Origin of the sequence: Variovorax sp. PBS-H4 (genome assembly GCF_901827205.1) — a bacterium.
Classification (GTDB): domain Bacteria; phylum Pseudomonadota; class Gammaproteobacteria; order Burkholderiales; family Burkholderiaceae_C; genus Variovorax.
This window is the reverse complement of the sequence record NZ_LR594675.1, coordinates 389194-414628: the sequence shown is the minus strand read 5'-3', so window position 1 is coordinate 414628 and position 25435 is coordinate 389194. Positions and strand designations below refer to the sequence as shown.

The 25435-nt window shown below is 67.5% G+C and carries 26 protein-coding genes; 10 read left to right on the top strand and 16 right to left on the bottom strand.

The annotated features are described in order from the left end of the window. Positions 1 to 429, bottom strand: a complete 429-nt coding sequence (locus tag E5CHR_RS01935; protein ID WP_162578133.1) for a CopD family protein — start codon at positions 427 to 429, stop codon at positions 1 to 3. Between the two features lie 299 nt (positions 430 to 728). On the opposite strand from E5CHR_RS01935, the gene hemB reads away from it, so the two are divergent. Further along, positions 729 to 1733, top strand: a complete 1005-nt coding sequence (gene hemB, locus E5CHR_RS01930; RefSeq protein WP_162578132.1) for a porphobilinogen synthase — start codon at positions 729 to 731, stop codon at positions 1731 to 1733. Between the two features lie 19 nt (positions 1734 to 1752). Further along, complete coding sequence (locus tag E5CHR_RS01925; protein WP_162578131.1) at positions 1753 to 2886, top strand: magnesium transporter CorA family protein; 1134 nt, start codon at positions 1753 to 1755, stop codon at positions 2884 to 2886. Between the two features lie 67 nt (positions 2887 to 2953). On the opposite strand, the gene E5CHR_RS01920 is transcribed toward E5CHR_RS01925, so the two are convergent. From E5CHR_RS01920 to E5CHR_RS01910, 3 genes are all read right to left on the bottom strand, one after another. Further along, positions 2954 to 3322: a DUF4148 domain-containing protein gene (locus E5CHR_RS01920; RefSeq protein WP_162578130.1), complete on the bottom strand. Its 369-nt coding sequence runs from the start codon at positions 3320 to 3322 to the stop codon at positions 2954 to 2956. Positions 3323 to 3546: 224 nt separating this feature from the next. Then, a complete protein-coding gene (locus E5CHR_RS01915; RefSeq protein WP_162578129.1) occupies positions 3547 to 4230 on the bottom strand; it encodes a dienelactone hydrolase family protein in 684 nt (227 codons plus the stop codon). Between the two features lie 32 nt (positions 4231 to 4262). Continuing rightward, complete coding sequence (locus E5CHR_RS01910) at positions 4263 to 4865, bottom strand: 2-hydroxychromene-2-carboxylate isomerase (RefSeq protein WP_162578128.1); 603 nt, start codon at positions 4863 to 4865, stop codon at positions 4263 to 4265. Between the two features lie 73 nt (positions 4866 to 4938). Here E5CHR_RS01910 and E5CHR_RS01905 point away from each other — a divergent pair, with 73 nt between their 5' ends. Both E5CHR_RS01905 and E5CHR_RS01900 read left to right on the top strand, forming a co-directional pair. Then, complete coding sequence (locus tag E5CHR_RS01905; protein ID WP_162578127.1) at positions 4939 to 5685, top strand: SDR family oxidoreductase; 747 nt, start codon at positions 4939 to 4941, stop codon at positions 5683 to 5685. Next, positions 5685 to 6341 (top strand): MarC family protein, encoded by a 657-nt coding sequence (locus E5CHR_RS01900; RefSeq protein ID WP_162578126.1) that lies wholly within the window; start codon positions 5685 to 5687, stop codon positions 6339 to 6341. Before E5CHR_RS01905 ends, E5CHR_RS01900 begins: the two co-directional genes overlap by 1 nt. 4 nt (positions 6342 to 6345) lie before the next feature. Here the strand turns inward: E5CHR_RS01900 and E5CHR_RS01895 are convergent, their stop codons facing one another. From E5CHR_RS01895 to E5CHR_RS01875, 5 genes are read right to left on the bottom strand one after another with little or no spacing between them, the layout of a single operon-like run. After that, complete coding sequence (locus tag E5CHR_RS01895) at positions 6346 to 6870, bottom strand: metallophosphoesterase family protein (protein ID WP_162578125.1); 525 nt, start codon at positions 6868 to 6870, stop codon at positions 6346 to 6348. A gap of 10 nt (positions 6871 to 6880) precedes the next feature. Further along, entirely contained in the window at positions 6881 to 7561 is a 681-nt protein-coding gene (locus E5CHR_RS01890; RefSeq protein WP_174255680.1) for an ABC-type transport auxiliary lipoprotein family protein, read from the bottom strand. A gap of 12 nt (positions 7562 to 7573) precedes the next feature. Continuing rightward, a complete protein-coding gene (locus tag E5CHR_RS01885) occupies positions 7574 to 8551 on the bottom strand; it encodes an MlaD family protein (RefSeq protein WP_162578124.1) in 978 nt (325 codons plus the stop codon). 5 nt (positions 8552 to 8556) lie between these two features. Then, entirely contained in the window at positions 8557 to 9414 is an 858-nt protein-coding gene (locus E5CHR_RS01880) for an ABC transporter ATP-binding protein (RefSeq protein WP_232061923.1), read from the bottom strand. A 34-nt stretch (positions 9415 to 9448) separates the two neighbouring features. Further along, on the bottom strand, positions 9449 to 10618 hold the full coding sequence (locus tag E5CHR_RS01875) for an MlaE family ABC transporter permease (protein WP_162578122.1): 1170 nt from the start codon (positions 10616 to 10618) through the stop codon (positions 9449 to 9451). 134 nt (positions 10619 to 10752) lie between these two features. Between E5CHR_RS01875 and E5CHR_RS01870 the strand changes: the two genes are divergently transcribed. After that, positions 10753 to 12387: a GMC family oxidoreductase gene (locus E5CHR_RS01870; RefSeq protein ID WP_162578121.1), complete on the top strand. Its 1635-nt coding sequence runs from the start codon at positions 10753 to 10755 to the stop codon at positions 12385 to 12387. Between the two features lie 320 nt (positions 12388 to 12707). Here E5CHR_RS01870 and mrdA read toward each other — a convergent pair whose 3' ends face one another. The 4 genes from mrdA to E5CHR_RS01850 form a co-directional block, all read right to left on the bottom strand. Beyond that, positions 12708 to 14675 carry a penicillin-binding protein 2 gene (mrdA, locus tag E5CHR_RS01865; RefSeq protein ID WP_162578120.1) on the bottom strand — a complete coding sequence of 656 codons (1968 nt, stop codon included), beginning with the start codon at positions 14673 to 14675 and terminating at the stop codon, positions 12708 to 12710. Positions 14676 to 14730: 55 nt separating this feature from the next. After that, the gene (gene mreD, locus E5CHR_RS01860) at positions 14731 to 15252 is read right to left on the bottom strand and encodes a rod shape-determining protein MreD (protein ID WP_162578119.1); all 522 of its coding nucleotides are present in this window, start codon (positions 15250 to 15252) and stop codon (positions 14731 to 14733) included. Further along, positions 15249 to 16259 (bottom strand): rod shape-determining protein MreC, encoded by a 1011-nt coding sequence (mreC, locus tag E5CHR_RS01855; protein WP_162578118.1) that lies wholly within the window; start codon positions 16257 to 16259, stop codon positions 15249 to 15251. The genes mreD and mreC overlap by 4 nt, the downstream gene beginning before the upstream one ends. 129 nt (positions 16260 to 16388) lie before the next feature. Next, the gene (locus E5CHR_RS01850; protein WP_028249609.1) at positions 16389 to 17432 is read right to left on the bottom strand and encodes a rod shape-determining protein; all 1044 of its coding nucleotides are present in this window, start codon (positions 17430 to 17432) and stop codon (positions 16389 to 16391) included. A gap of 237 nt (positions 17433 to 17669) precedes the next feature. Here E5CHR_RS01850 and gatC point away from each other — a divergent pair, with 237 nt between their 5' ends. From gatC to gatB, 3 genes are read left to right on the top strand one after another with little or no spacing between them, the layout of a single operon-like run. After that, on the top strand, positions 17670 to 17969 hold the full coding sequence (gene gatC, locus E5CHR_RS01845; protein WP_162578117.1) for an Asp-tRNA(Asn)/Glu-tRNA(Gln) amidotransferase subunit GatC: 300 nt from the start codon (positions 17670 to 17672) through the stop codon (positions 17967 to 17969). After that, positions 17966 to 19453, top strand: a complete 1488-nt coding sequence (gene gatA, locus E5CHR_RS01840) for an Asp-tRNA(Asn)/Glu-tRNA(Gln) amidotransferase subunit GatA (RefSeq protein ID WP_162578116.1) — start codon at positions 17966 to 17968, stop codon at positions 19451 to 19453. The genes gatC and gatA overlap by 4 nt, the downstream gene beginning before the upstream one ends. A 1-nt stretch (position 19454) precedes the next feature. Continuing rightward, positions 19455 to 20933, top strand: coding sequence for an Asp-tRNA(Asn)/Glu-tRNA(Gln) amidotransferase subunit GatB (gatB, locus tag E5CHR_RS01835; RefSeq protein ID WP_162578115.1), 1479 nt, complete (start codon positions 19455 to 19457; stop codon positions 20931 to 20933). 7 nt (positions 20934 to 20940) lie between these two features. Here gatB and E5CHR_RS01830 read toward each other — a convergent pair whose 3' ends face one another. Beyond that, positions 20941 to 21597, bottom strand: a complete 657-nt coding sequence (locus E5CHR_RS01830) for a DUF4124 domain-containing protein (protein WP_162578114.1) — start codon at positions 21595 to 21597, stop codon at positions 20941 to 20943. A 33-nt stretch (positions 21598 to 21630) separates the two neighbouring features. Beyond that, positions 21631 to 22323 (bottom strand): orotate phosphoribosyltransferase, encoded by a 693-nt coding sequence (pyrE, locus tag E5CHR_RS01825; protein WP_443083054.1) that lies wholly within the window; start codon positions 22321 to 22323, stop codon positions 21631 to 21633. Positions 22324 to 22336: 13 nt separating this feature from the next. On the opposite strand from pyrE, the gene E5CHR_RS01820 reads away from it, so the two are divergent. Beyond that, positions 22337 to 23140, top strand: a complete 804-nt coding sequence (locus E5CHR_RS01820; protein ID WP_162578113.1) for an exodeoxyribonuclease III — start codon at positions 22337 to 22339, stop codon at positions 23138 to 23140. Positions 23141 to 23152: 12 nt separating this feature from the next. On the opposite strand, the gene E5CHR_RS01815 is transcribed toward E5CHR_RS01820, so the two are convergent. Then, positions 23153 to 24055, bottom strand: coding sequence for a LysR family transcriptional regulator (locus E5CHR_RS01815; RefSeq protein WP_162578112.1), 903 nt, complete (start codon positions 24053 to 24055; stop codon positions 23153 to 23155). Between the two features lie 94 nt (positions 24056 to 24149). Between E5CHR_RS01815 and E5CHR_RS01810 the strand changes: the two genes are divergently transcribed. Further along, positions 24150 to 25412, top strand: a complete 1263-nt coding sequence (locus E5CHR_RS01810) for a flavin-dependent oxidoreductase (RefSeq protein ID WP_162578111.1) — start codon at positions 24150 to 24152, stop codon at positions 25410 to 25412. The last annotated feature ends 23 nt before the right edge of the window (positions 25413 to 25435 follow it).

The following is a 25435-nucleotide window of genomic DNA, read 5'->3' as shown; positions in this document are numbered from 1 at the left end:
TCAGAAGGGCTTGACCACGACCAGCACCACGATGGCCAACAGCAGCAGCACGGGAACCTCGTTGAACCACCGGTACCAGCGCTCGCTGCGGCGGTACTCGCCCGCCACGAACCGGCGCAGCAGCACCCCGCATCCGTGGTGGTAGCCGATGACCGCCAGCACCAGTGCCAGCTTCGCATGCATCCAGCCGTTCCCCGAACCGCGCCCGATGCCGTAGCCCAGCCAGAGCCAGAGGCCAAACCCGATCGCCGGGACGGCAAGAAACGTCGTGAAGCGGAACAGCTTGCGCGCCATCAGGACCAGCCGGGCACGCTCCGCGACCGACTCCGGCGCCACCATGGCCAGGTTCACGAAGATCCGGGGGAGATAGAACAGTCCCGCGAACCAGCTTGCGATGAAGACGATGTGCAGCGATTTGACCCAGAGCATGCCGGCAGTTTAGTGGGGCCACTTTGGCAGGCCGGCAGCCATTCGGGCAAAAAAAAGCCCGGCGCCAAAACGCCGGGCTGGGAAGCCCTTTTGCTGTCACACATCAAGGCACCCGCTCAGGGAGGAAAAGCGGGGAGCGGCAAGCCGCCCACCGCGGAATTTAGCAAAGGCATTACTTGCGATCAAGCAAGTTCTAATTTTCTGTAGATTTTTGGCACATGTCTTAGTTCTAAGGTATTACTAAATCGAGCAGTTCTGCGCTTCAGTGTCCCGAAAGCACTTAAGGCACAATTTTCGGCATGACCCTCCACGCCCCCTTTCCGTCGGGCCGGCCGCGCCGGCTGCGCCGGGACCCATTTACGCGCAAGCTGGTATGTGAGCACACGCTCAGCGTTCATGACCTCATTTATCCGGTGTTCGTGCAGGAAGGCCACGGGCGGCGCGATGCCGTGGCGTCAATGCCTGGGGTCGAGCGGCTCAGCCTGGACCTGCTGCTGCCGGTGGCCGAGCAGTGCCTTTCCCTGGGCATCCCGGTCATGGCGCTGTTCCCGGTGATCGACACCGGCCTCAAGAGCCCGGCGGGCGATGAGGCGTTCAACCCCGACGGCCTGATCCCGCGTGTGGTGGCCGAGCTCAAGTCGCGCTTTCCCGAGTTGGGCGTGATGACCGACGTCGCGCTCGACCCTTACACCAGCCATGGCCAGGACGGGCTGCTCGACGACACCGGCTACATCCTCAACGACCCCACCGTCGAGGTGCTGGTCAAGCAAGCGTTGGTGCAGGCCGAAGCCGGCGTGGACATCGTGGCGCCCAGCGACATGATGGATGGCCGCATCGGCGCGATCCGTGGAGCCCTCGAATCGGCTGGCCGCGTCCATACCCGCATCATGGCCTACAGCGCCAAGTACGCGAGCGCGTTCTACGGCCCGTTCCGCGATGCCGTGGGCTCGGCGGCCAACCTGGGCAAGAGCGACAAGAAGGTCTACCAGATGGACCCGGGTAACAGCGACGAGGCGCTGCGCGAGGTCGGCATCGACATCGCGGAAGGCGCCGATATGGTGATGGTGAAGCCTGGCATGCCCTACCTGGACATCGTGCGCAGGGTAAAAGACGAATTTCACGTGCCGACCTTCGCCTACCAGGTCAGCGGCGAATACGCGATGCTCAAGGCCGCGGCGCAGAACGGCTGGCTGGACCACGACGCCGTGATGCTCGAGAGTCTGCTGGCCTTCAAGCGCGCCGGCGCCGATGGCGTACTCACCTACTTCGCGCTCGACGCCGCGCGGCTGCTGCTGAAGCGATAGCTTCCGGGGCACCGCACGCATGCGCATCTTCGAGATCAGCGGCTCCCGGGTCAAGGAACATCGGGCGCTCGCACCGATGGCCGTGCCGGGCGCCTGCGAGGGCTATCTGTGGCTGTCGCTCACGCGGGATGAATTCCGCAGCGCGCTGGGCGAGGTACAGGGCATCCTGCAGTCCCTCTGCGGCACGCACCTGGTCGACCTCCACGTCGCGGACCTGCTCAACGATCAGTTGCCATCCCGGTACGACTTCACCTCACAGTACGATGTGCTGGTGTTTCGCCGGCTGGCCACCACCAATGGCTCTGCTTCGGGAATTGCCGACACCGGCCCACCGCGCGGCGGGCCACCGGTGCTGCGGCGTATCGACACGCGGCCGGTTGGCTTCGCCATCTTCGACCGGGTGCTGCTGTCCGTGCACCCGGAAGACGGAACGGTGCGCGACGCGTTCGCGGCCCGCCTGCTGAATGCGGCGGCGCCCGATACGCGCGGGCGCGCATCCATGCCTGCGCTCGATGTGCGCGCCGTCTCCACCCGCGTCCCGGCGGGTCCGGCGGACCTGATGCTGCGGGTCATCAACCTGATCGTCGATGCCTACCTGGATCTGCGTCGCGACCTGACCCGGCAGCTGGACCATTGGCAGGCCGAGCTGATCGATCCGCGCAGCCGCTTCATGAACTGGAGCGCCCTGATGCAGGCGCGGCAATCGCTCTATCATCTGGACGAGATCTGCGAAGACCAGCGCAGTGCGGTGCAGGATTGGATCGACGCCCTCGAAACCCTGCCGCAGCCCCATGGCACGGCCGAGTCGCGCGACCGCGAGCTGATCATGGTGCGCAGCCGCGACGTGCTCGAGCACATCCAGCGCGTGGTGCATCACGTGCGACGGCTGGAGCAGAACGCAGAGACCGCGGTGCAACTGCATTTCAGCGTGCAAAGCCACCGTACGAACGACATCATGCGGGTGCTCACGGTGCTCACCGCGGTGTTCCTGCCGCTGAACCTGATTGCCGGCATCTTCGGCATGAACTTCGAATTCGTGCCGCTGGTCCACAAAGCCGGCGGCTTCTGGATTGCCATGGCCGCAATGGCCACGATCGCACTGCTCCTGGTGCTCGTGTTCTGGCGCAAGCGCTATCTGGAGCGAAACAGGTAGCGACAGACAAAAGAAAGACCGGGCAGCGCTGAACGCTGCCGGTCTTTCGCAGTCCCTTGAACGAGGATTACTTGGCCGCGGGGGCACCCTGCTTTTGTGCTTGTTGCAGCGTATCCGCGCGGTTCGGCATCGTCGAGATCACGCGGCTGTTGACGCGGGAGCCGCCGGTCACGTTCTGGTCCGGCGCATTGGCGGTCGCAACGGCTTGGGCGTACACAGCCTCGGGGTTGGCGACCGACTTGAAGGACTCGGCGCCGCGCGAGCCGCGCACCACGTTTTGATTAGGGGCAACGGCCGTGCGAGCGGCTTCGGCTTCGACATCGGCACGAGCCAGGGCGGAAACCGGCGCTTGCACGCCATGGTAGGTTTCCGCATGAGCGCCGGCGGCAGCCAGAAAGGAGAGCGTGGCGGCGGCGAGGATGTGAGAGGTCTTCATTTCAGGTCCTTGATTCGTCGAAGGTGTTGCAAAGCAGGCTTGCAGCAGGGCTGGCCTGTGCGAGCGAGTGTGCTGTCCAACATCCTCGGGCAACTACCTAGAAATGAGACACGGCGTTTCCCGGATCGAAACAATCTCACGCCGGTGATGATGCCGTGTGTGAGGGCATCGTCCCGCCAGAAGCGCGGCCGCCCACAACCGGGTGCTGCGGCCCGAGCTTCCGATCAGCCGAGGTGCTTGGCGAAGAATGCGAGCGTGCGCTCGCGCGCCAGCTTGGCGGCCTCGGCGTTGTATGAGCCGCGCTGGTCGCAATTGAAGCCGTGGCCGGATTCATAGACATGCACCTCGACCTCGGGGTGCGCCTTCTTGAAGGCCTCGATGGTGTCGAGCGGAATCCAGTGGTCGTTGTTGCCGAAATGCGCCAGCACCGGCACCTTGGGGGTGATCGCGCTTTCCTCGGGCGTGGTCATCCCGCCGCCATAGTAGGGCACTGCGGCCGAGAGCCCCTGCAACTTCGCTGACGCGCGCCAAGTCAGGAGCCCGCCCCAGCAATAGCCCACGATGCCGACCTTCCCGCCACGCGCCGCGTACTCCACCGCGGCCTGGAGGTCCTGCAGCACGCCCGGTGCGGGCAGGGCTTCGACGGCGGTCTTGAGGGCGAAGCCCGCCTTCATGTCGTCTTCGCTGTAGCCGAGATCGACGCCAGGCTTGACCCGATGGAAAGTCGAAGGCGCGACAGCAAGATAGCCTTCTGCCGCATAGCCGTCCGCCACCGACCGGATATGCGAGTTGACGCCGAAGATCTCCTGCACGACAACCACCGCGCCTTTCGGCTTGCCCGAGGGCTCCGCCACATAGGCGGGAAAGCTGAAGCCATCCTTGGCGGTGAGATCGATGAATTGGCCCATGGTCATGCTCCTGTGTTGATGTGGGGGTCTGTTCAATACGCGTTCAACGCCCGGGCGACGAAATCGAGCCGGTCCTGGCCCCAGAAGATCTCGCCGTCGATCACATAGCTGGGCGCACCGAAGACCTTGGCGTCGATCGCCTGCTGCGTGTAGTCCTCGTAGCGCTCCTGCACCGTCTGGCTCAACGATTGCTCGATGCGCTTGGCAGGCAGGCCGCATTCGGCAGCCAGCAGCTCCAGCACCTTCGGGTCCGCGATGTTGCGCTCCTGGGCCCAGACCGCGGCGAACACCGCGCCGCACAGCTTCATCGCGGCCTCGCAGCCGTCGTGGAGGTCGACGGCGATGATGAGCTTGGCAGCGTCCTCGCCCGCGACCGGAAAGAACTTCGGCTTCGGGTTGAGCGGAATGTCCAGATGTCGCGAGAAGCGCGCCAGGTCCACCAGCCGGTAGGCCTGGCGCTGAGGCGCGCGCTTGCCGAGCGGCAGGCCACCGGAGACCGGAAAGATGGCGCCGAAATCGACCGGTCGCACTCGCACGGTGGCGCCGGCCCCCTTGGCGAGCGCGGCAAAGCGCGCGTGGCCCAGGTAGGTCCAGGGGCTCTGGGGTGTGAAGTAGTAGTCGATGCTGCGGGTCACAAGCCTCTCCTCGGTGATGTAATCGACGCGAACGGTTTTAACTGAGGCACGGCTTTCGTGCAGGAGGCGGGATTTGGACCAGGTACTCTTGATTACCGGCGGCAGCCGCGGCATCGGCGCCGCCACCGCACTGCTCGCGGCGCAGCGCGGCTTTGCGGTAGCCGTCAACTATGCCAGCAATTCGCTGGCGGCAGACGAAGTGGTTCGCACGATCCGCGAGCGCGGCGGCCGCGCCACCAGCGTGCAGGCCGATGTCGGGGACGAGGCCCAGGTCAAGGCGATGTTCGACAAGCTCGATGCCAAGTTCGGCCGACTCGGCGCGCTGGTCAACAACGCCGGAGTGGTCGATGTGCAGGCAAGGGTCGACGGCATGAGCCTGCAGCGGCTCGAACGCATGTTCCGCGTCAACGTGATCGGCAGCTTCCTCTGCGCGCGCGAGGCGGTGCGCCGCATGAGCAAGAAACACGGCGGCAGCGGCGGCGCCATCGTCAACCTCTCCAGCGCTGCCGCGCGCCTGGGTTCGCCGGGCCAGTATGTCGACTACGCCGCGAGCAAGGGCGCGATCGACAGCTTCACCATCGGCCTGGCCAAGGAGGTCGCGGAGGAAGGCATCCGCGTGAACGCGGTGCGCCCCGGCCTCATCGACACGGAGATCCACGCCTCGGGCGGCATGCCCGATCGCGCCTCGCAGCTCGCCTCCACCGTGCCGATGAAGCGTACCGGCAGCGCGCAGGAGGTCGCCAACGGGATCGTGTGGCTGCTCACCGAGGAAGCGAGCTACGTCACCGGGACCTTCATGGACATCGCCGGAGGCAGGTAATGGCGACGCCCGCCATGGACCTGGTCAAGCCGCTCATCACGCTGCTGGCCATCGTCAACCCGCTGGCGATCGTGCCCTTCTTCATTCACTACACGCAGGGCTACACCGAGGCGCAACGCAAGCGCACGGCCTGGGTGTCGGCCTTCAGCGCTTTCGTGGTCATCGCGATCAGCGCGCTGCTCGGGCTGCAGCTTCTCTCTTTTTTCGGCATCTCGATCGCGAGCTTTCAGGTGGGCGGCGGCATGCTGCTGCTGATCAGTTCGCTCAGCATGCTCAACGCGCAGCCGGCGGAGGCGAAGACCAACCAGGAGGAGCTCCGCGCCACGGAGATCAAGGCCTCGCTGGGCGCATCGATCGCCGTGGTGCCGCTCACGATCCCGCTGCTGACAGGCCCAGCCACCATGTCGACCGTCGTGATCTACGCAGACAAGACGCAGCACATCTGGGAACTCGCGATCCTGGTGGGCTACGGCATGGTGATCGGCGCAGTGACCGGCGTCATCTTTTCCCTGGCCGACCCGATCGCGCGCGTGCTCGGCAAGACCGGCATCAATGTCATGACCCGCCTCATGGGCCTGATCCTCGCGGCGCTGGCGGTCGAGGTGATGGCGGACGGGCTGTCCACGCTGTTCCCGGCGCTGGGCCGCACGCACTGAGCCCTCAGCGCTTTACCAGCTCGACGATCCGCGGGGTGACGACGCCGCCGTCGAGCTTCAGTTCCGCCGCCGAAATCGGCAGCCGGAAGCGCGGCGGGCCGGCACTGCCGGGATTGACGTACCAGACGCCCCCGCGCTCCTCGGCCTTGGGCTGGTGCGAATGCCCGCACACCACCACCCGCACCCCCTCTTCCGCGGGATCGATCTGCAGCTCGGCGAGATCATGAATGACATAGAGCCGCACCCCGTGCAGTTGCAAGCTCGCCGTGTCGGGCACGGCATCGGCCCAGGGACTGCGGTCGTTGTTGCCGCGCACCGCCGTCACGGGCGCGATCGCCGCCAGTTGCTCGAGGATGTGCGGGTGCCCGATATCGCCGCCATGCACGATGTGCTCGCAGCCCTGCAGGAAGGCCAGCGCCTCGGGCCGCAGCAGCCCGTGCGTGTCCGATATCAGGCCGATGCGGCTGACTGTTGAACCTCCGCCTTCAGCCAAGGTGCTATTGGCCTTCCGAGCAGCCGGGTGGCCCATGGCGAGGGCCTCAGCGAGGCTGATCCACCCAGGCCACGATTTCGGCCACTGCCGCATCGCTTGCCGCCGCCAGGCCCTTCACGCCGCCGGCCGCGTCGGCGGTTGGCGCCGGACGCTGCACCGCGAAGCTGCGCTGCGCCAGCACGCGGTCGCCCCCGCTGCCGCCGCGGATCAGCGTGGCACGCAGCCGCACCAGGCCCGCGCTCGTGGACGGCGATTCGAAGTAGTGGCTGAATTCATCGAGTGTCACGCGCAGGGTGTCCGGCGTCCGCCCCTCGGAACGTGCGATGGTCGCGCTCTCCTCCGGGCCCAGCACGGTACGGCGGGCGGCGAGCGCATCGCGCAGCCGCTGGTGCAGCAGCTGCGCAGGCGCGAGGCTCCAACGCGCCTGGCCATAGGGCCTCAGCTCGTTGGGGTCGCTGTAGCCCAGCCGATAGAGCAGTTGCGTGCCTTCGAGCCGCATGCTGGCGTCGATCTCGGCCAGCGCGATCGGCGGCAGAACCGAAGCGTTTGCCGATGATGGCGCGACGGCCGCCGCAAGGTTGGGCCCGAAGTCGTAGAGCGTCGCGCGGGCGGGCTTGTCGGGCAACGCGCCGCAGCCCCCCATGAGCAGCGCGGCGCCTGCAAGCGCGGCCATAGCGGAAAGGCGCCGGGCGCGCGTCGGCGTGCAAAGGTGTGCGTTGTTCTTCATGTTCGTGACGGTTCAGCGGCGCGCGGCGGGCGCGGAGAAGCCGGGCTCGCCCGGCCCGGCCACCACGCCGCCGTTGCCGAAGAGCAGCGATTGCGGGTTGTCGTTGATGCTGTCCGCCGTGCGGCCGAGCCGACGCACCGCGCGCGAGGTGTCGTCGGCCACGCGGTTCACGCGCGGCAGGGTCGCGGCGTTGAAGGAGTCGACCGCCTGCGCCAACGCCCGGGTGCCCTCGCTCAGGCGCTCGACCGGGCCGTCCTTGGCGTTCAGGCGCGTCACCGTGGTGTTCGCGTTGTTCGCCACGCGCGAGACGTCGGTGGCCGCCGTCTTCACGGTGCCCAGCGTGTCCCTCGTGCGTTCCATCAGCGGCGGAAGCGCCGCCAGCGCCGGGTTGAGCCCGTTCTTGACCGTGTTGTCGAGCGAGCGCGTGAGCTGGTTGGCGCTGGCCGTGGCTTGCGCGATGTTCTCCAGCGCATCGGCAATGCGCTTCTGGTTGGGGTCGCCCAGCAGCACGTTGGCGCGCTTCGTCACCTCCTCGATCTGGCCGATGATGGCTTCGCCGCGGTCCTGGAGCTGGGCCAGCATCGAGGGCTTGAGCGGGATGCGTGGCGGGTCGTCGTTGTTGGGCGTCAGGGTCGCCTGCGATTCGCCCTTGTCGTCCAGCGCAATGAAGGCCAGGCCGGTCACACCCTGGTAAGCCAGCGTGGCATAGCTCGACGTGGTGAGCGGCACCCGCTGGTCGACCGTGATGCGCACCCGCACATTGCCCTTGACCTTGGGATCGAAGTCGATCGACGTCACCTTGCCGACGGCGATGCCGCGGTAGCGCACCATGGCCTGCGGCTGCAGGCCGCTCACGGCGTCGCGCGTGGACAGCTCGTAGATATTGCGCACCGTGTTGTCCCGCGTGAGCCAGAGCACCAGCGCGATCAGCGCCGCGATCAGGCCGAGCACGAAGGCGCCGGCGGCGATGGCATGGGCCTTGTTTTCCATGGCAGCTACCTTTCAGTGAATGAGGCCACGCGCGCGCCGGGGCGCCCCGCGACAAGCGCCGAGGGCGCGCCTTCGTGCAGGGCTTCCATGGCACGCTGGCCGCGGCCGCCGAGGAAATATTCGTGGATGAAGGGATGCGGATACGCAATCACGTCGCGCGCGGTGCCCGCGACGATCACGCGCTGGTCGGCCAGCACGGCGATGCGGGTGCTGAGGTCGAACAGGGTGTCGAGGTCGTGCGTGACCATGACCACAGTGAGCCCAAGCTCCTTGTGCAGGCCCCGCAGCAGGTTGCAGAAGCCGTCGGCGCTTTCCGGGTCCAGTCCCGCGGTGGGCTCGTCGAGCAGGAGCAGCGGCGGATCCATGATCAGCGCACGCGCCAGCGCCACCCGCTTGATCATGCCGCCCGAGAGGTCGGACGGGCTCTTGGTGGCGTGCTGCGGCTCGAGGCCGACCATCTGCAGCTTGACCAGCGCTGCATCGCGGATCAGGTCATCGGGCAGCAGCTTGAGCTCTCGCAGCGGAAAGGCGATGTTGTCGAGCACGCTGAAGGCCGAGAACAAGGCGCCGTGCTGGAACAGCATGCCGACGTTGGCTGCGCCCGTCGCACTCATCCGGCCGGGCGGATGACCGAGCACCGAAACTTCGCCCCGGTCGGGATGCTCCAGTCCCAGGATCTGGCGCAGGAGCACGGTCTTCCCGGTGCCCGAGCCGCCCACCAGCGACAGCACCTCGCCGCGATGGATGGTCAGGTTGAGGTCGCGGTGCACCACCTGGTCGCCCTCCGGCGACTCGAAAACGGTCCAGAGCTTGCGGATCTCGACGACCGCCGGTGCCTGGCTGGCGCTGTTTGTGCTGCTCACAGGAGCACCTTCGCCTTCGGAGCGGCCGGGCGTCTCATGCCCTGAACCCCACGCCTCTGAACAGCACCGCGAACAGTGCATCGACCAGGATGACGACCGTAATCGAGGCCACGACGGAAGACGTGGTGCCGCGGCCCAGACTCTCGGTGTTGGGCTTGACCTTCATGCCGAAGTAGCAGGCGATCAGGGCAATCATCACGCCGAAAACCGCCGACTTGCCCATCGCGAGCCACAGATTGCTCAACGGCACCGCGCGCGGCAGCGCCGTCATGAAATACGCCGGCCCGATGTCCAGCGTGAGATCGGCCGCGATCATGCCGCCCAACAGTGCCGCCATCGAGGTCCACATGCTGATCAGCGGCATCGCGATGGCGAGCGCCAGCACCCGCGGCATGACCAGGCGGAAGCCGTGCGGGATGCCCATCACGCGCATCGCGTCGAGTTCCTCGGTCACGCGCATCACGCCGATCTGAGCGGTGATCGCCGAGCCGGAGCGGCCGGCGATCAGCACCGCCGCCAGCACCGGCCCGAGTTCCCGGATCAGCGACAGGCCGAGGATGTTGACGATGAAAGCCTCGCCCCCGTATTGGCGCAATTGCTGGGAGGTCAGGTAGGCCAGCACCACGCCGATCAGCAGGCCCACCAGCGCGGTGATCGGCAGCGCAGTGGCACCGAAGTGGTAGAGGTGGCCCGAGAAATCGCGCCAGGGCGCGCGGTGCGGCGCGCGCAGCAGCCTGCCGATGTCGAGGGTGAGCTGGCCGATCAGGCGCAGGAAGTCGCGCGCGACGAAGAAGATGCGCGGGCCGATGTGGGCGAAGTCGCGCAGGCGCTCGGCCAGGGTCTTGCCCGGCTCGGCCGGCGCGCGGCAGGTGTATTGCGCCACCTGGTCGAGCACGGCCTTGTGCTGCGACTCCAGCTCCAGTCGCGCCGGCCATGCGTGCTGCCAGTGGTTCCACAGCAGCTGGGCGCCGATGTGGTCGAGCTGGTCGATGGGACGCAGGTCCCAGGCCCGGCCGTCCTGTGCCGGCGCGCCCTTGAGGCTCTTCTCGAGAGCGTCCCAGCTGGTCCGCGAGGACATGGCCATCGCTGTCCAGCAGCCGCTGGCGACCGCCCACTCGGCGCCGGCCTCCTCGCGCTGCTCGACGCGAGGGCGCACACTGTCGGCGTCTTGCGCGGAGGCGGTCGGCGGCGGAACAGTCGACATGGAGGGTGGGCGCTTCTGCAGAACGGAGATCGCAACATCGTAACCGCCGCACTTGACAGGCTCCCACCCTTTCGCCGCGCCCAGGCGTAGGCGGTCGCGCAATGGGCGGGCCTTTGCCACAATGCCCAACCCCCATGAACGACGACACCACCTTCGACTACATCATCGTCGGCGCCGGCACCGCCGGGGCCCTGATGGCCAACCGCCTGAGTGCCGACAGGAACCGACGCGTGCTGCTGATCGAAGCCGGCCGCAAGGACGACTACCACTGGATCCACATTCCCGTGGGCTATCTCTACTGCATCGGCAACCCGCGTACCGACTGGCTCTACACGACCGAGCCCGATGCCGGCCTCAACGGCCGCAGCCTGCGCTATCCCCGCGGCAAGACACTGGGCGGCTCGTCCTCCATCAACGGCATGATCTACATGCGCGGCCAGTCGCGCGACTACGAGCAATGGGCGCAGCTCACCGGCGACGAGACCTGGCGCTGGGACCAGGTGCTGCCCGCCTTCAAGCAGCACGAGGACTACTACCTGGGCGCCGACGAAATGCACGGCGCCGGCGGCGAGTGGCGGGTCGAGCGCCAGCGCCTGCGCTGGGACATCCTGGACGCCTTCGCCCAGGCCGCCGAGCAGGCCGGGATCCCGCATTCGACCGACTTCAACCGCGGCAGCAACGAGGGCGTGGGCTATTTCCAAGTCAACCAGAAGAATGGCTGGCGCTGGAACACCGCCAAGGCCTTCCTGCGGCCTACCTGCTACGGCCGCCCCAACTTCGAACTGTGGACCGGCGCGCAGGTGTCGCGCCTGCTGCTCGAACCCGCCCCCGATGGCCGCCGGCATTGCGGCGGCGTGCAGGTCTGGGACGGCCACGAGATGGTCGTCGCCCGCGCGGCCCGCGAAGTGATCCTGTGCGCCGGCAGCATCGGCTCGCCGCAGATCCTGCAGCTCTCGGGCGTAGGGCCGGCCGAGCTGCTGCGCCGTCACGGCATCGAAGTGGCGCTCGACGCCCCGGGCGTCGGCGCCAACCTGCAGGACCATCTGCAGATCCGCGCGGTCTACAAGATCAAGGACGCCCCCACGCTCAACGTGCTGGCTTCTTCCTATTACGGCAAGGCGAAGATCGCTTTCGAGTACCTGCTGAAGCGCAGCGGCCCGATGAGCATGGCGCCCTCGCAGCTCGGCGCCTTCACCCGCAGCGGGCCCGAGCACGCGTGGCCGAACCTCGAATACCACGTGCAGCCGCTCTCGCTCGAGGCATTCGGCGAGCCGCTGCACGGCTTCCCGGCCTTCACCGCGAGCGTGTGCAACCTGAATCCGACCAGCCGCGGCACGGTGCAGATCAAGAGCCACCGCTTTTCCGATGCACCGGCCATCGCCCCCTGCTACCTGAGCACCGAGGAAGACCGCAAGGTGGCCGCAGACTCGCTGCGGGTGACGCGCCGCATCGTGGCCCAGCCCGCGCTGGCGAAGTACCGGCCGGAGGAATGGAAGCCCGGCGCCGAGTACCAGAGCGACGAGGACCTGGCGCGGCTGGCCGGCGACATCGCGACCACCATCTTCCATCCGGTGGGCACCACCCGCATGGGTGCCGATGGGGATCCGATGGCCGTGCTGGATTCACGGCTGCGGGTGCGCGGCATTGCCGGCCTGCGGGTGGTCGATGCCAGCGCAATGCCGACCATCACGAGCGGCAACACCAACAGTCCCACGCTGATGATCGCCGAGAAGGCGGCGGGCTGGATCATCGGCACGGAAGGAGCCTGAGTGGCACCTTTTGTTTCTACTTGTTGCGCAGTGGCGGGTAATCCCCGATGCACTGCCACGGTGCATCCGCCTAAAGTCTCGCCACTCGCAAACGGGCCTGCCCGCAGCGCGGGGGACCGAGGAGACAACTTGGAGAAGAACTAGAACAGAGGCTACAGACAAGGCATCCGCACGAGATGCCGGTTTTTTTGACAAGGCGCCGCTGGTCGGCGCCTTTTTCTTTGGCCCGCGGTCGGCTTGGAGGCACTCGCCGAACGCCCATGAAAAGGGCGCTTCAGCGCCTCCCTCTGCGGAGGCCATTCGATTGCCTGGCGCGCAGTTCAGGGCGCCGTCGCAGCGCCGCTGACGATGGGCCAGCTCAGCTCGCTCGCCACGCGTGGCTTGCCGATGGGCGCCCCGGCCTTGCCGGCCTGCACCGCCGCCAGGTCCTGCTCGTTCGGGTATTGGTCAGCCAGCCAGTAGTCGAACACGCGTCGAACGATGGGCGCCGCCGCTGCTGCGCCGAAGCCGGCGTTCTCGACGATGACCGCGATCGCGATCTTCGGCGCCTCGGCCGGCGCGAAGGCCGCGAACAGCGAGTGGTCGCGCTGGTGCTCCTCAAGCGCCTTGGCGTTGTACTTGGTGTTCTGGCCCCATGTCACTGCCTGTGCGGTTCCCGTCTTGCCCGCCGAGTTGTAAGGTGCGCCCGCGAAGACGCGCGTGCCGGTGCCGCCCTTGTTCACCGCCACCAGCGCGTTGCGCACCAGGTCCACGTGCTTGGGCTGGTAGCCGAGGCTCTCGCCCGGCGCCTGCGGGAGCTCGCTCGTCTCGCCGGTTACCGTGTCCTTGATGGCCTTGACCACGTGAGGGCGGTACTTGGTGCCGCCATTGGCCAGCGTGGCCTCGGCCACCGCGAGCTGCAGCATGGTGAAGCTGTTGTAGCCCTGGCCGATCCCCAGGGATACGGTCTCGCCCGGATACCACTTCTTCATCTCGGCACGCTTGTAGGCCTCCCGCTTCCAGGTCGTGCTGGGCAGCAGGCCCCGCACCTCGCCCTGGAGGTCGATGCCGGTGATCTGGCCGAAACCCAGCGGCTTCATGAAGTCGTGGATGGCATCGACGCCCATGTCCACCGCGAGCGAATAGAAATAGGTGTTGCTCGACATCTGGATGGCGCGGTGCATGTCCACGCCGCCCAGCCCACCCTCGTGGCTTCGGAAAGTGTGGCCCCCGAAGGTGTAGAAGCCGGGATCGTTGACGACCAGGCTGGGCGCGCGCTTGTTGAGTTGCAGCGCAGCGAGCGCCATGAAAGGCTTGTAGGTGGAACCCGGCGGATAGGTGCCGCGCAGCGCCCGGTTCAGCAGCGGCTTGTCGATCGACTCGTTGAGCGCCTGCCAACTCTCGCTGTCGATGCCCTCCACGAACAGATTGGGATCGAAGGTGGGCTTGGAAACGAAGGCCAGGATCTCGCCGGAGTTGGGATCGATCGCCACCAGCGCGCCGCGACGCTCGCCGAACATGTCTTCGATCAGCTTCTGCAGCTTGATGTCGAGCGAAAGCTTGACTGTGTTGCCCGGCGTGGCCGGATGGCTGCCGAGGCGGCGCACTGCGCGGCCGCCCGCCGAGGTTTCCATCTGCTCGACCCCGGTCTGGCCGTGCAGCGTCTTTTCGTAGCTCTGCTCGATCCCCAGCTTGCCGATGTAGTCGGTGCCCTTGTAGTTGGCCTGGTCTTCCTCGCTCCAGTCCTCCATCGCGGCCTTCTCGCGCTGGTTGATGCGGCCGATGTAGCCGAGCACGTGGGAGGCGAGCTCGCCGTTGGGATAGTTGCGGAACAGGCGCGCCTTGATCTCGACGCCGGGAAAGCGGTAGCGCTGGGCCGCGAAGCGGGCGACTTCCTCGTCGCTCAGGCGGGTGCGCAGGGGGATCGAGTCGAAGCTGCGCGAGTCTTCGCGCAAGCGCTTGAAACGGCGGCGGTCGCGCTGCGAGACCTCCACCACCTCGCCCAGGCTGTCGATGGTGTCCTCCAGGTTGTCGACCTTGGAAGGCGTGATCTCCAGCGTGTAGGCCGAGTAGTTGGAAGCCAGCACGATGCCATTGCGGTCCAGGATGAGGCCACGGTTCGGCACCACGGGCACCACTGCCGTGCGGTTGCTTTCGGCCTGCTCCGCCAGGTCCTCGTGCCGCACCACCTGCAGGAAGAACAGGCGCGCGCACAGCAGCCCGAAGGCCACAAGCACCACCAGGCCGATCACCAGCACGCGGTGCCTGAAGCGCGCGAGATCGGCGGCGACGTTGCGGAGTTCGGTCATGGCGCGCGAAGCCTACGCTGCCCACGGCCACGTAGCAAGACGGCGAGCGGGGCTGTTACAGCGGCCGGTTGGCATCGGGTTCCGGGGCGCGTCGTTGCGGCGCCAGCAGCAGCAAGGTCACGAAGGGCCAGAGGGCCGCCTCGACCACCGGCGCGATCAGGATGCCCCAGCCGGGGAAGATCCCACCGCCAATCAGGCGGATGGCCACCTCGATCAGATGCGAGATGGCGAACAGGGGCAGCACCTGCAGTGCCTGCGAGAGCAGCGGATACCAGAGCAGCCGCCGGTGGACCATGATCGCGAAGAAGCCCAGCGTGGTGTACGACAGCGCGTGCTGCCCCAGAAGCGCGGTCTGATGCACATCCATCAGCAGTCCGAACGCGAAGGCCGCGCCGATGCCGATGCGCGCCGGCTGGTGCACGCTCCAGAACACGATGGCCAACGCCAGCAGGTCAGGCAGCCACGCGGCGCGGCCGATCGGCACCATGTTGATCAGGAGCGCCACGATCAGGCTCGACCAGATGAACAGGGGGTTGACGGGCAGCAGCAGCTGCTGGTGGCCGGGACGCATGATCATGGGGTGCGGCCCTCCTTCTTCTCTGCCTTGTCGGCCCTGCCCGCCTTTCCCGCCTTGTCGGCCTTTTCCGCCTTGGCGCCGGCGCGATCCGCCTTCTTCTTCGTTGCCGCATTGGCGTCGGCCGCCGCGGGGGGCGCCGGCTTGGGCATCTGGTTGCCGGTGGGCGACAGCACCAGCACATAGCGCGCGGCCGCTACATGGGCCATGGGTAAGCAGTGGATGCGGGCGAAGGCCGAATCCGCGCGGCGGTCGATGCGGTCGATCTTCGCGACCGGCAAGCCCGGCGGGTAGACGCCGTCGACGCCGCTGGTGGTGAGCAGGTCACCTTCCTGCACGTCGGCATTGGCGGCCGTGAAGCGCAGTTCCAGCCCGCCGCCATGGGCGCTCGCATCGCCGAAGGCCACGCTGCGCGCGCCGGTGCGCACGTTCTGCACGGGGATCGACAGGTCGCGGTCGATCACCAGCGTGATCTCGCTGGTGAAGGGCTGGACCTGCGTGACCTGCCCCACGACGCCATGCTCGTCGATCACCGGCGAGCCGGCCGCAATGCCGTGGGTGAGGCCCTGGTCGATCACCAGCTTGCGGGTGTAAGGGTCGGCCGCGTCGTACAGCACCTCGGCCGCGCGGCCCGGCGTCTGCGTGATCTGGCGCAGCTCGAGCAGCGAGCGCAGCCGGGCGTTCTCCTGGGCCAGGGTGTCGGCTTGGCTGGCGCGCTCGGACTGCAGCGCGAGGGCCTTGCGCGCATCGGCCTCCTTGGCCTGCGCGGTCTGCAGGTCTTCGAGGTAGCGACCGCCGCCCATTGCGAGCTGCACCGGCTTCAGGGCGAGCCACTGCACCGGATAGAGCACCGCTCCGAGGGCCGCGCGCAGCGGCTGGACGATGTTGAAGCGGGCATCGGCCACCATCAGGAACAGCGCCAGTGCGCTGAAGAAGATCAGCTTGCTGAGTGCCGAGGGTCCCTGGTTGAACAGGGGCGGCGCAGTGCGGTCAAGGGTGCCGAGCGGCATGCTGCTTTATGCCACGGGCCGGACCGTTCGGGGGGTGCCGCGGGACCGGCTTCGCCGGACCGCAGGCGCCGCCCCCGGGCGGGGGTGGGAGCGCGACACGAAGTGCGCGCGACCTGGGGGCGAGCAACATTACTCGCTCGTGAAGATGCTGCCGAGGCGGTCCATGCGCTCGAGGGCGATGCCGCAGCCGCGCACCACGCAGGTCAAGGGGTCTTCGGCCACCAGGACCGGCAGGCCGGTTTCCTCGGCCAGGAGGCGATCCAGGTCGCGCAGCAGGGCGCCGCCGCCGGTCAGCATCATCCCGCGCTCGGCGATGTCGGCACCCAGCTCGGGCGGGGTCTGCTCCAGGGCATTCTTGACGGCCGAGACGATGTTGTTGAGCGGATCGGTCAGCGCCTCCAGCACCTCGTTGCTGCTGATGGTGAAGCTGCGCGGCACGCCCTCGCTGAGGTTGCGGCCCTTGACTTCCATCTCCTTGACCTCGGAACCGGGGAAGGCCGAGCCGATGCTTTTCTTGATCACTTCCGCGGTCGGCTCGCCGATCAGCATGCCGTAGTTGCGGCGGATGTAGTTGATGATGGCTTCGTCGAAGCGATCGCCGCCGACGCGCACGCTGCCCTTGTAGACCATGCCTCCCAGCGAGATCACGCCCACCTCGGTGGTGCCGCCGCCGATGTCCACCACCATCGAGCCGCTGGCTTCCGAGACCGGCAGGCCGGCGCCGATGGCGGCGGCCATGGGTTCCTCGATCAGGTAGACGGAGGTGGCCCCGGCCGCTTCTGCCGCGTCCTTGATGGCGCGCCGCTCGACCTGGGTCGAGCCGCAGGGCACGCAGATGATGATGCGCGGGCTGGGCGTGAGCAGCGATCGCGGGTGCACCATCTTGATGAACTGCTTGATCATCTGCTCGGTGATCACGAAATCGGCGATCACGCCGTCCTTCATGGGACGGATGGCCTCGATGTTGCCGGGTACCTTGCCGAGCATCGCCTTGGCTTCCCGGCCGACCGCCTGGATCACCTTCTTGCCGTGCGGCCCGCCTTCGTGGCGGATGGCGACGACCGAAGGCTCGTCGAGCACGATCCCCTTGTTGCGGGCAAAGATCAGGGTGTTGGCGGTGCCGAGGTCGATCGCGAGGTCGGTCGAGAAGTACCGACGGAAAGCTCCGAACATTCTGGAATCCTCTGGAGCACGGCATGCGCGCCGGCATGTCGTCGCCCTCTTGCTGGGTCGTTTTTGGACGGGATGGATGGACGTTTTTGCAGCAAATGCCGGCGCGTTCGCGGGGGTTGCGGCAAAGGCGGGATAATACCCGAATCCCCTCCGCATCCCGCCTCCGGCGCACCCTCCCACGGTGCAAAGCATGACCTTTGGCGCACCCGGGGGCTCTGCACTTTCCCGCTGTTTCCGATGCCCCTCAATTCTTCTGATATCGCGCGCATCGCATCGCTCGCCCGGCTCGAACTCGCGCCCGACGAGAGCGAACGAATGCTCGGCCAGATCAACGGTTTTTTCGAATTGGTGGAGCGCATGCGCGCCATCGACACCACCGGCCTCGAGCCGCTGTCCCATCCGGTGGCGGCGATCCAGGACGTGACGCTGCGCCTGGCCGACGACCTGGCCAGTGAGCCGAACCAGCGCGAACTCAACCAGCGCAGCGCGCCCGCCGTCGAGAACGGCCTGTTCCTGGTGCCGAAGGTGATCGAATGACCGCAGAACTCCACCAGATGGGCGTGGCCGAGCTGGCCCGCGCACTGCACGAGCGCAAGGTCTCGGCCGTGGAGGCCGCCCAGCACCAGTTGGCCCGCATCCGGCAGCATCAGGATCTCGGCGCTTTCGTGGCCCTGGACGAGGATCTCGCCCTGTCCCAGGCGCGGGCCGCCGATGCGCACCTGGCGGCCGGCAACGCGCCGCCGCTGGCCGGCGTGCCCATCGCTCACAAGGACATCTTCGTCACCGCCGACCTGCCGACCACCGCCGGTTCGCGCATGCTGGCCGGCTACCGCTCGCCCTTCGACGCGACCGTGGTGCGCAAGCTGGCCGAGGCGGGGGCCGTCAACCTCGGCAAGCTCAGCTGCGACGAGTTCGCGATGGGCTCGGCCAACGAGAACGTGGCCGTACCCGCCGTGGGCTTCGACCATGCCGTGCCCGTGCGCAATCCGTGGGATCGTGCGCGCATCCCCGGCGGCTCGTCCGGCGGCAGCGCCGTCGCGGTCGCTGCGCGCCTGGTGCCGGCGGCCACCGGCACCGACACCGGCGGCTCGATCCGACAGCCCGCCTCCTTCTGCGGCGTCACGGGCATCAAGCCCACCTACGGACGCGCGTCGCGCTATGGGATGGTGGCGTTCGCCTCCAGCCTGGACCAGGCCGGCCCCTTCGCCCGCTCGGCCGAGGACTGCGCCCTGATGTTGTCGGCGCTCTGCGGTCCCGACCCGGAGCGCGACTCGACCTCGCTCGACAAGCCGGCCGAGGACTTCACCCGCGGCCTGGGCGATTCGCTCGAGGGCCTGCGCATCGGCCTGCCGCGCGAGTTCCTGGGCGACGGCGTGGCACCCGGCGTGCGCGCCGCCGTCGAGGCAGCGCTGGCCGAGTACGAGAAGCTGGGCGCCAAGCGCGTCGACGTGACCCTGCCGCGCACCGAGCTTTCGATCCCCGTCTACTACATCATCGCGGCGGCCGAGGCGAGCTCGAACCTCAGCCGCTTCGACGGAGTCAAGTTCGGCCACCGCGCGACCAACTACCGCGATCTGGCCGACATGTACGCCAAGACGCGCGAGGAAGGTTTCGGCGACGAGGTCAAGCGCCGCATCATGATCGGCACCTACGTGCTCTCGCATGGCTACTACGACGCCTACTACCTGCAGGCGCAGAAAGTGCGCCGGATGATCGCCGACGACTTCCAGCAGGCTTTCGCGCAATGCGACTTGATCGCAGGTCCGGTGGCGCCCACGGTCGCGTGGAAGCTGGGCGAGCATGGCGGCGACCCGGTGGCCGACTACCTGGCCGACATCTTCACCCTGCCCGCCTCGCTGGCCGGGCTGCCCGGCATGAGCGTGCCGGCCGGCTTCGACGGCGGCATGCCGGTGGGCCTGCAGCTGATCGGCAACTACTTCGGCGAGGCAAAGCTGCTCAATGCGGCGCACCGCTTTCAGCAAGCCACCGACTGGCACCAGCGCACGCCGCAAGGCTTTTGACATGAACTCCTTCGAACAGATGCAGGAAGGCCGGCCGACCGGCCCGCTGGTGCACGGCTACGAGGTCATCATCGGCTTCGAGACCCACGCGCAGCTCTCGACCGCCAGCAAGATCTTCAGCCGCGCCTCCACCGCGTTCGGCGCCGAGCCGAACACCCAGGCCAGCGCGGTCGACCTGGCGCTGCCCGGCACGCTGCCGGTGATGAACAAGGGCGCGGTCGAGCGTGCCATCAAGCTCGGGCTGGCGCTCGGTTCGCACATCGCGCCGCGCAGCGTGTTCGCGCGCAAGAACTACTTCTATCCCGACCTGCCCAAGGGCTACCAGATCAGCCAGTACGAGATCCCGGTCGTGCAGGGCGGCTCGGTGAGCTTCTTCCTGGGCGACGAGAAGAAGACCGTGCGCCTGGTGCGCGCCCACCTGGAGGAAGACGCGGGCAAGTCGCTGCACGAGGACTTCGTCGGCCAGTCCGGCATCGACCTGAACCGCGCCGGCACGCCGCTGCTGGAGATCGTGACCGAGCCCGACATGCGCTCCACCGCCGAGGCCGTGGCCTATGCGCGGGAGCTGCACAAGATCGTGACCTGGATCGGCATCTGCGACGGCAACATGCAGGAAGGCAGCTTCCGCTGCGACGCCAACGTCTCGGTGCGGCGGCCCGGCGCGCCGCTGGGCACGCGGCGCGAGATCAAGAACCTCAACAGCTTCAAGTTCATGCAGCAGGCGATCGACTACGAGATCCGCTGGCAGATCGGCGAGCTGGAGGACGGCCGCGCGATCCAGCAGGCCACCGTGCTATTCGACCCCGACACCGGCGAAACCCGCGCCATGCGCACCAAGGAGGACGCGGCCGACTACCGCTACTTCCCCGACCCGGACCTGCCGCCGCTGGCGATCGCACCCGAGTGGATCGAGCGCGTGCGCGCCGCAATGCCCGAGCTGCCGCGCGCCATGGCCGAGCGCTACGTCCGCGAGCACGGGCTGTCGGACTATGACGCCGCGCAGCTCACCCAGAGCCCGGCTCTGGCGCGCTACTTCGACGAGGCCGTGCGCGCGGGCGCGGCGCCCAAGCTTGCGAGCAACTGGATCACCGGCGAGATCGCCCGCCGCCTGAACCAGCAGGACATCGATATCGCCCAGGCACCGGTCACGGCCATCCAGGTCGCCGCGCTGATCGGGCGCATCGCCGACGGCACCGTGTCGAACAACGCCGCGCGCCAGGTCTTCGATGCCCTTTGGACTTGCGAGGGACACGACGTCGACGCGATCATCGACGCCAAGGGCCTGAAGCAGATCAGCGACACCGGCGCGCTCGAGAAGATCGTCGACACGGTGCTGGCCGCCAATCCGAAGAACATCGAGGAATACCGCGCGGGCAAGGACAAGGCCTTCAACGCCCTGGTCGGCCAGGTCATGAAGGCCAGCCAGGGCAAGGCCAACCCGGCGCAGGTCAACGCGCTTCTGAAGGCCAAGCTGCAATAGCGAGGCGTCAGCGTGTGGTGATGGCCGGCGCGGTGCCGGCCCAGAGCGGCCGCAGGCGCGCGCGCTCTTCGTCGAAGCGCGCGTTGACGCGCTTCTTCTCGTCGTCCTGCTCGGCAATGAACCGGTTCTGCACCGTCATGCTCTTGGTGTTGTCTTCGACCTTTCGCCGAAGGGATGCCGGCGCCTTGGAAATGTCCTTGGCGTAGAACTCGAGTTCGTCGTCGATCTTGCGGCGCTCCTCGGTGAGCTCACTGAGGCGCTTGCGGGCGGCGGTGATCACCGCGTCGATCTGTACCAGCGCCTCCGCGCGCTCACGGTCGTGCGCGGCGGGGCTGGGATACCGGATAAGCAGCGCACGCTCGCGCCGCTGCTCCTCACGCTGGCGGGCTGCCTGCAACTGGACCTGCCGCTCGCGCTCCTCGCGTTCGGCCTGCTCGCGCGCCGTATAGGTGGGTTCGAGCTTGCGCCGCACGCTTCCGCTGGGGCTGAGCTCACGCTGTTCGCGGTCGGCGCAATCGGGGATGGGCCGGTCGGCCGTGATCGTGCGTCCCCGGGCGTCGGTGCAGCTGTAGATGCCGGCACCGCCGGTGGACTGCTGGGCATGGACCACGCCCGCCGCAACCAGCGGCAGCAGCGCGAGTAGTCCGATGCGTGTGTACTGCATGCGCGCCACCGTCGATCCTTCAAGCGGTTGAGGTCAACCCGCGCCGTAGCGGGCCCGATAGTCCAGCACTCCCTGCCGGTAGGCGCGCAGCTCGTCGTCTGCGCGCCCCGACAGATACTGTAACAAGTCGTCAAGCGTAGCAATTGCCACCACCTGCATTCCGAGCTGCTGGCGGACATATTGCACGGCGCTGTGGTCGACATCGACGCCGTTCTCGGTCGCCTTCTCCTGGCGGTCCAGTGCGATGGCGACGGCGTGCGGGGTAGCGCCCGCGCTGCGGATGGCGGCGATCGACTCGCGCACCGCGGTTCCGGCCGACATCACATCGTCGACGATCAGCACCCGCCCCGACAGTGGCGCACCGACCAGCGTTCCGCCTTCGCCGTGGTCCTTGGCTTCCTTGCGGTTGTAGGCAAAGGGCACGTTGCGCCCGCGCCTGGCCAGCTCGGCGGCCAGGGTGGCGCCGAGCGGGATGCCCTTGTAGGCCGGGCCGAAGATCATGTCGAATTCGAGCCCGCTGGCGATCAACCGGTCTGCATAGAATGCCGCCAGCCGCGCGAGCTTGGCGCCGTCGTCGAACAGCCCCGCGTTGAAGAAGTAGGGACTCAGGCGGCCGGCCTTGGTCTTGAACTGACCGAATCGCAGCACCCCGGATTCGAGCGCGAACTGCACGAATGCCTGGGCCAGCGCGCCGTCCTCTCCCGTCATTGCCATCTTTTCAGCCATCTGGAACGTCCTCGTGTTCAAACTCACCAGCCTCAACCTCAATGGCCTGCGCTCGGCTGCGACCAAGGGCGTCGCCGACTGGGTGGCCGAACTGGCGCCGGATTGTATTTGCATGCAGGAGATCCGCGTCCAGGCGAGCGACATCGAGGGCCGCTTCGAGGCCATGGCCGGCCTCAGGGGCTACTTTCATTTTGCGGAAAAGAAGGGCTACGCGGGCACTGCGATCTACAGCAGGCACGCGCCGAGCGAAGTCGTGGTGGGCTGGGGCGACAGGGAATTCGACGCCGAAGGCCGCTACCTCGAGCTGCGCTTCGACACACCGCAGCGCAAGTTCTCGGTGATCAGCTGCTACTTCCCGAGCGGCTCTTCGGGCGAGGAACGGCAGGCGGCGAAGTACCGATTCCTCAAGGGCTTCTTCCCGCATCTCATCGCGCTCAAGCGCGAGCGGGAGTTCGTGCTGTGCGGCGACATCAACATCGCGCACAAGGAAATCGACCTCAAGAACTGGCGCAGCAACCAGAAGAACAGCGGCTTCCTGCCCGAGGAGCGGGCCTGGATGACGAGGCTGCTTGACGAGGGCGCCGAGGGTGCCGGCCTCGTCGACGTCTACCGCCTGCTCAAGCCCGACACCACCGACGAGGCCTACACCTGGTGGAGCAACCGCGGCCAAGCGTACGCGAAGAACGTGGGTTGGCGGCTGGACTACCACCTGGCTACGCCGGCGATCGCCAAACTCGCGCGCAACGAGCAGATCTTCAAGACCATCAAGTTCAGCGACCACGCGCCGATCACGGTCGACTACGACCTGGCGCTCTGACGGCGACGCGAGCTATCGCGACAGGGCCGGCAACGCCTTGACCAGCGACTTGCAGAAGGCCTGCATGGCCTGGGTTTCCTGCACGCCGCGCTTGGTGATGCGGTAGAAGTCCAGTTCGACTTTCGGCTTGACCAGCAGATCGGTGCGTACCCGGTGCCGCCGGCAGGCCGCGAGTGCGAATGTCGGCATCACAGCGCTGCCGAAGCCGGCCTCGACCATCGAGATCAGGGTACCGAAGAAATTGAAGGCCGGGCGGTCCGGATCGGCCGGGCCGAGGCTGGCCAGGTGGGCGTCGATCAGCTTCTGGATCGGGTTGCTTTGGGGCAGGCCCAGCAACTGCGCGCCACGCAGCGAGGACCAAGGGGCGCTGCCGACGGGCAGCGTCGCGTCGTCCTGCGCCGGCGTCACGCGCATCAGCTGGAAACGGCCCACGGGCGAGCGGTCGAGCCCCGTCGCGGGCTTGAAGAAGAAGCCCAGGCCCATGTCGGCTCCGCCCTCGATCACCATCGCCTCCACGGCGCGAAGGTCGGCGTCGAAGAGCCTGAGCCGGATGCGCGGATGGCTTTCGCGGAAGCGGGCGAAGACCTGCGGCAGCAGGTTCGAGGACACCAGCGGCGTGGCCGCGACGCGCAGCGTCTGCCGCGCCTCGTCGCCCTCGGCGCTCAGTCGGCCCGTCACCTCGTCCAGTTCGCCTAGCACGCGCTCCACCACGGGCAGCAAGCGCCGCCCAGCGGCCGTGAGGCCGACCATGCGGGTGGTGCGGTCGAACAAGCGCGTGCCCAGCTGTCGCTCCAGCTCGCGCACCAGGGTGCTGAGGCCGGCCTGCGTCATGTGCGCCTGTTCGGCCGCGCGAGTGAAGTTGCCAATCCGAGCCACATGCAGGAAGGCGCGCATCTGGCGTATGGACAGATTCATACCAGACCATGATAAATCCATACGACATCTAAATTTCCCATATGAAAGGCGGCGCGCTCTAATTCGGACCCGTCCCCGCGAAAGCCCCGAGAAAATGAACGAGACATCGACCCGAGTCGCTGTGCTGGGCGCCGGCATCGGCGGCCTCACCCTCGCGCTGAGCCTGCACCAGGCCGGCATAGCCTGCCGCATCTACGAAGCCGTGCCCGAGCTGAAGCCCCTGGGGGTGGGCATCAACCTGCTGCCGCATGCGGCGCGCGAACTCGGCGAGCTGGGCCTGCTGCCGGCGCTGGATGCCGTGGGCGTGCGCACGCAGGAGGCGGTGTTCTTCAATTCCCACGGGCAGCTGGTGTTCCGCGAACCCGCCGGCACCGCGGCGGGCTACGACTGGCCGCAGTACTCGATCCACCGCGGCGACCTGCACACCGTGCTTCTGAATGCGGTACGCGAACGCCTCGGGGCGGCCAGCGTGGTCTGTGGTCACCGCTGCGCGGGGGTGGAGCAGGACGAGCACGGCGTCACCGCACGCTTCACCGCGCCCGACGGCGCCGCCCTGCCCCCCGTGCGCGCCGCGCTCGCCGTGGCCTGCGATGGCATCCACTCGGTCCTGCGCAAACAGCTCTATCCGAACGAGGGTGCGCCACGCTACTCCGGCGTCAACATGTGGCGCGGCACGGCGAAGCACAAGCCGTTCCTGTCAGGCGCGAGCATGGTCCGTGCCGGCTGGCTGGACCAGGGCAAGATGGTGATCTACCCCATCCGCAACGACATCGATGCCGAAGGCAACCAGTTGGTCAACTGGGTTGCCGAGATCCACGCGCCGCAGCCCGCGCTGCAGGACTGGAGCCGCGCCGGCCGGCTCGAGGACTTCATGCCGGCCTTCGAGGACTGGCACTTCGACTGGCTGGACGTGCCGGCTTTGATCCGTTCTTCCGATTCGATCCTCGAATACCCGATGGTCGACCAGGACCCGCTGCCGCGGTGGACCCATGGCCGCGTCACGCTGCTGGGCGACGCGGCACACCCGATGGTGCCGCGCGGCTCCAACGGCGCGGGCCAGGCCATCATCGATGCACGCTACCTGGCTGGCGCACTGAAGCGGCTCGGCGTCGGCACGGAGGCGCTGGAGGACTACGACCGGATTCGCGTCCGGGCCACGACCCACGTGGTCCTGACCAACCGCAGCAACCCGCCGGACACCATCCTGCGCGAGGTATTCCAACGCTCCGGCGGCAAGCGCTTCGAGCGGCTCGAGGATTTCGTCAGCACCGCGGAACTGCAAGCCATTTCAGACCACTACAAGCAAATCACCGGCTACGACCCGGCGGCGCTGAAGGCCCGGCCTTCGTACCTTTGACAACAAGCCCGACGGAGACAAGC